The sequence below is a fragment of the Promineifilum sp. (SeqCode) genome, assembly GCF_041918635.1.
Lineage (GTDB): Bacteria > Chloroflexota > Anaerolineae > Promineifilales > Promineifilaceae > Promineifilum.
The window spans coordinates 1-4,686 of record NZ_JAYRVJ010000573.1 but is presented as its reverse complement, the minus strand read 5'-3'; the positions used below and the strand labels follow the sequence as shown (position 1 = coordinate 4,686).

General features: G+C 66.4%; 4 protein-coding genes. 1 reads left to right on the top strand and 3 read right to left on the bottom strand.

Annotated features, from left to right (window positions below):
- Positions 1–1,988, top strand: a 1,988-nt coding sequence (locus ACE3UY_RS17140; protein ID WP_374688710.1) for a tetratricopeptide repeat protein, incomplete at its 5' end; no start/stop codon positions are given.
- A gap of 102 nt (positions 1,989–2,090) precedes the next feature.
- Here the strand turns inward: ACE3UY_RS17140 and cofE are convergent.
- The 3 genes from cofE to ACE3UY_RS17125 all read right to left on the bottom strand — a co-directional run.
- Positions 2,091–2,864 (bottom strand): coenzyme F420-0:L-glutamate ligase, encoded by a 774-nt coding sequence (gene cofE / locus ACE3UY_RS17135; protein WP_374688709.1) that lies wholly within the window; start codon positions 2,862–2,864, stop codon positions 2,091–2,093.
- A gap of 103 nt (positions 2,865–2,967) precedes the next feature.
- On the bottom strand, positions 2,968–3,636 hold the full coding sequence (gene npdG / locus ACE3UY_RS17130) for an NADPH-dependent F420 reductase (protein WP_374688708.1): 669 nt from the start codon (positions 3,634–3,636) through the stop codon (positions 2,968–2,970).
- A 90-nt stretch (positions 3,637–3,726) separates the two neighbouring features.
- The coding region (locus ACE3UY_RS17125; protein ID WP_374688707.1) for an amidohydrolase family protein at positions 3,727–4,686 on the bottom strand (960 nt) is incomplete at its 5' end.

Sequence of the window (4,686 nt, the reverse complement as noted above, 5' to 3'; positions counted from 1 at the left end):
TGGGCGGCGCGGAGTTCGGCGCGGTGGCCCGCTCCCATCTGACGCGCTACTTCCGCGCGCGGGCAGCGACCGGGCCGCTGGTGATCCTTCTCGAAGACTTACACTGGGCTGATGAACAGTCGCTCGATCTGGTTACCTATTTAGTCGGGGCGCTTCCGGCTGAGCGACTGCTGGTTGTGTGCGCCGTCCGCCCTGTTTTTCGAGAGCGCCGGCCGGGCTGGGACGAGGGTGAGGGGGCCTTCCGGCGCGTCAATCTCGCGCCGCTCTCCAAGCGAGCCAGCCGGACGCTGGTGGATGAGATTCTGCAGCGGGTGGATGAGGTACCGGACAGCCTCCGCGAGTTGATCATCGAGGCGGCCGAGGGCAATCCGTTTTACGTCGAAGAGATGGTCAAGATGCTCATTGACCAGGGAGTCATCGAAGACCTCAGAGGTTTGCCGCAAACCTCTGAGGTCTTGGGCTGGCGCGTCAGGACGGAGAAGCTGGTCGATCTGAAAATACCACCAACGCTGACCGGGCTGTTGCAGGCGCGACTGGACGGCCTGCCGCGGCCGGAGCGGGAGACGCTGCAACGCGCTTCGGTGGTCGGCCGTCTTTTCTGGGACGGCGCTGTGGCTGACCTCGCTCAGACACCTGTCGAGGAACTGCGACCGACACTGGCTTCCGTCCACAAGCGGGAACTGATATTCCGCCGCGAGCATTCATCTTTCCTTGAGACCGAGGAGTACATCTTTAAACACGCCCTCCTGCGCGACGTGGCTTACGAATCGGTTCTGCTACGCCATCGCGCCGTGTTCCATGCACGTGTCGCTCATTGGCTTGAGGAGCATGCCGGGGAACGGCTAGGGGAGTACCTGGGGCTGATTGCCGAGCACTACATCCAGGCAGGCGATGGGCTGAAGGCGGCGGCGCTGCTGGAGCGGTTAGGCTATGAAGCGAATGACGCTGGTATCCATGGGGCCGCGCGGCGGGCGCTGGAGCGAGCGCTGGCGTTACGGGCCGCGGCGGGTGAGACAGAGGGGCCGGCCGTCGTCAGAGCCGCTATCGCATTGGGCGAAGCGTACTGGCAACTCGGCGATTACGCGGCTGCTACTGCAATCCTGGAGCGTGGGTTGGCTGGGGCGCTGGCCGCTAACGACCGCACCGCCGTGGTGGAGGCTCGCACCCATTTGGCTTGGAGCGCCAGCCTGCGCGGCCACTACGACCGGGCGCGGGCGCTGCTAGAGGTAACGCTGCCGGTGGCGCGAGACATAGGGGGGCGAACCCTGGCCGTCGTGTTATCGGCCGCCACCAACCTGGCATGGAGAACGGGCGATCTGGTCGCGGCCGAGATGCTCGCTCGGGAGACAGGTGAGTTAGCCCGGGTCATGGGCGATTTAACCAGAGAGAGTCAGGCTTTGAATGTTCTCGGTATCGTCTCTGCGGCCCGACGCAACCTGGAGGAGGCCGAGCGGTTTTACCGGGAATCACTGACTGTAGCTCGCCGGGCGGGCAACCCCAAACGCGAGTCTGCGGCGCTGGGCAACCTGGGCGAAGCCGCGTACTTGCGCGGCGACTACGCTGCCGCGCAGACTTATGCGCGCTCCGCAATTTCAATAGGCAAGGAACTGGGCGATCAATCGGGTCTCATGATTGAACTGGGTAATCTGGCCCAGGCGACCTTGAGGCTGGGCGATCTGTGTGCGGCGCGAGACGGGGCTGGCGAAACGCTGGCTTTAGCCCGCAAGTTGAGCAATGAGGCCGAAATGGCCTGGGGGGTCTTCCTGTTCAGTCAGCTTTGCCTGGCCGAAGGCGACCTGGCCCACGGTCTGGCGCTGTGCGGCCTGGCCCGCGCTCATCCAGCGTTAGGGTCAACGATCCTGACCGAGATCAACGAGGAGTTGGCCAGGTTGGACTTGCCGCCGGCCGAGATCGAGGCCGCCCTGGCCGCCGGTGCGGCGCTGGATTTCGAGACGGTGGTGCAGGAGATTCTGGACGGCAAGTGGTGAGGTAAGAGCTCACGCAAAGAGCGCAAAGAAGCAAAGAACGCCAAGAAGAGTTCTCTCTTTGCGTTCTTGGTATCCTTGGCGCTCTTTGCGTGAGCCTCTTCCTTACCGATAGAGATCGAGTTCCGGCGGACGGACGAGGTCGGCGGCGCGGCCGTCGGCGGGGGGCAGGCGCAGGCCGCGGATGAGCACCGCCGGCAACCCCTCGGCCGCCTGGCCCATCAGCAGCCCGGCCGCGGCGGCGATCTCGTCGGCCACGCCCACGTCGGTGTGCTGGAGCCGGTAGCCGTAGAGGTCAGGCTCACCGCGCCGATCCCACAGCGCCGGCAGCCCGGCTGCGCCGATGGCGACTCCGACCGTGCCCAGCCGAAAGGGGCGGCCGTGGCTGTCGGTGATGACCACGCCGACGGCCGCCCCCGTGGCCGCGAGCAACTCGGCGCGCAGGCGGGCGGCCGAGGCATCGGGGTCGAGCGGCAGCAGCAGCACCGCCTCGTCCTCGCCCACGGCCACGTTGGAGCGGTCAATGCCGGCGTTGGCGCAGGTGAAGCCCAGCCGGTGGCGGACGATGAGCACGCCGGGCCGGTGGCGCGAGACCTCGGTGCTCTCCTGCAGAATAAGCTCGACCAGGCGCGGGTCTTTGCCGACCTCAGCCGCCAGCGCGACGGCCCGCGGCGACGTCTCCACGCCGGCCAGCCGCACCTGCCGGCCCTCGGCTTTGGAGATGATCTTCTGGGCGATGGCGAGGACGTCGCCTTTGGTGAGGGTCAAGCCGGCGCTCTCAATAGCTTCACGCAATAGCCGCGCCACATCATCCCCTTCGCGTACGTCAGGGATTCCAGCGAGAGCTGTCAACGTCAGAGCCGGTAGTGAGGTGGGCATAAAAGAACTAAACACGGATTCTACGGATAAAACGGATTTCCACGGATAGAAGCGCCGCTCTATTCAATCCGTTAAATCCGTCTCATCCGTACAAATCCGTGTTTCATTCTTCCTCCGCCAGGCCAGTGATGCGGATGCCCGCCCCACTGATCTTGTGGCGGATATTGATGCCGAGCAGGACGGCCGTTAGCCCCTCGGCGATGACCGCATTCGCCAGCGCGCCCGCATTGACGCCGCGCATGCCGGCGTCGCGGCACAGGCCGGCCACCACGTCCTTGTCGGCGGCTCTCTCACCGCAGATGAGCACGTCGCAGTCCGGGTTGTGCGCCAGATCGCGCAGGTGGGTGGCGGAGATGTTCTGGAAGGCGGCAACGACCGTGCAGCCCTCGCCCACTTGCTGCTGCGCCTCCTCGGCCGCCGACAGGCCGCTGGGCAGCCGCCACACGCGGGCCTTTGGCTGCCCCAGCGGGGCGACGACCGTCACCAGCAGCTTGCCCTGCACGGCCGCGCGCACGTCAGCCAGCGTGGCTTCCTGCGCCTCGTAGGGTACGGAGAGGACGACCAGCTCGGCGGCGGCGGCGGCGGTCGCGTTATCCGTGCCGCTGACCGCGCCCGCCGCGTCGTCTGGCAGCGCGGCGCGCATCTCCTCGGCGGCGCGCTCCCCTTTCTCGGCCAGCCGCGAGCCGATGATGATCTCGTGCCCGGCCGCCGCCCAGCGGAAGCCCAGGCCCCAGCCCTCTTTGCCCGTCCCACCCAGAATCGCTATCTTCATTGTGTACCTCAGAGAAAGAATCCGCAGATTACGCAGATTTCGCAGATTACTCCCTTAATCTGCGAAATCTGCGTAATTTGCGGATCGTTGTTAGCTTAGTTCGTTGAATCGCTCCCACACCTTGTATGCCAATTCGCGGCTGCGGGCGGTGATGGCGGCCTCGTCCAGCGTCAGCAGTTCCCGGTCGCGCATCAGCACCCGGCCGCCGGCGATGGTCGTCGTCACCATGCTGCTCTCGAAGCCGAAGATGATGTGCCAGGGCAGGTTGCCGCCGCTCAGCGGGGTGGTGGCGTGGTAGTCCACCAGGATGACGTCGGCCGCCGCGCCGATGACCAGTTGGCCCAACGGCAAGTCGGGCCAGAAGACGCGGGCCAGTGCGGCGTTGTTGTGGACGGCCATCTGCACGACATCCATGCCATTGGCCCGGCGCGGGTCGCGGTGGGCCAGCTTGTGCAGGAAGTACGCTTCCTTCCACTCGCCCCACATGGCGTTGCCCATGCCGTCGTTGCCCAGACAGACAGGGATGCCCAGCCGCAGCATACTCTCCACCGGGGCCGCGCCGACGGCGTTGTTCATATTGCTGCGCGGCTGGTGGGTGACCCACGTGCCCGTCTCGCGCAGCAGGGCCATCTCGCGCGCGTCGATGTGGACGCAGTGGGCGACGATGCTCTGCGGCCCCAGGATGCCGGCCGCAGCCAGCCGATCCACCACGCGCTGGCCGTACCGCTCGCGCGAATCGTACTCGTCCGCCTCGTGCTCGGCCACGTGGATGTGGTAGCCGGTGTCCAGCCCCTCGGCCGCGGCGACGCACCTGGCCAGCGTCTGTTCGCTGAGCGACAGGGAAGCGTGCAGGCCGAACGTGCCGGCCAGCAGCGGGTTGGCGCGCTCGCGTACCGAGTGCAGGAAGCGCACATTCTCGCTGATGCCCGCCGCCGCTTCCTCCGGGCCGTTGCGATCCGTCACCTCATAGCACAGGACGGCGCGCACGCCGGCCTCGGTCACCGCGTCGGCTATCTGATCGAGCGAGCTGTCGATGGCGTTGGGGCTGGC

Bases quoted from the DNA above. Each gene is read 5' to 3' on its own strand.
- cofE (WP_374688709.1), bottom strand. From the start codon at position 2,864: ATGCCCACCTCACTACCGGCTCTGACGTTGACAGCTCTCGCTGGAATC.
- npdG (WP_374688708.1), bottom strand. From the start codon at position 3,636: ATGAAGATAGCGATTCTGGGTGGGACGGGCAAAGAGGGCTGGGGCCTG.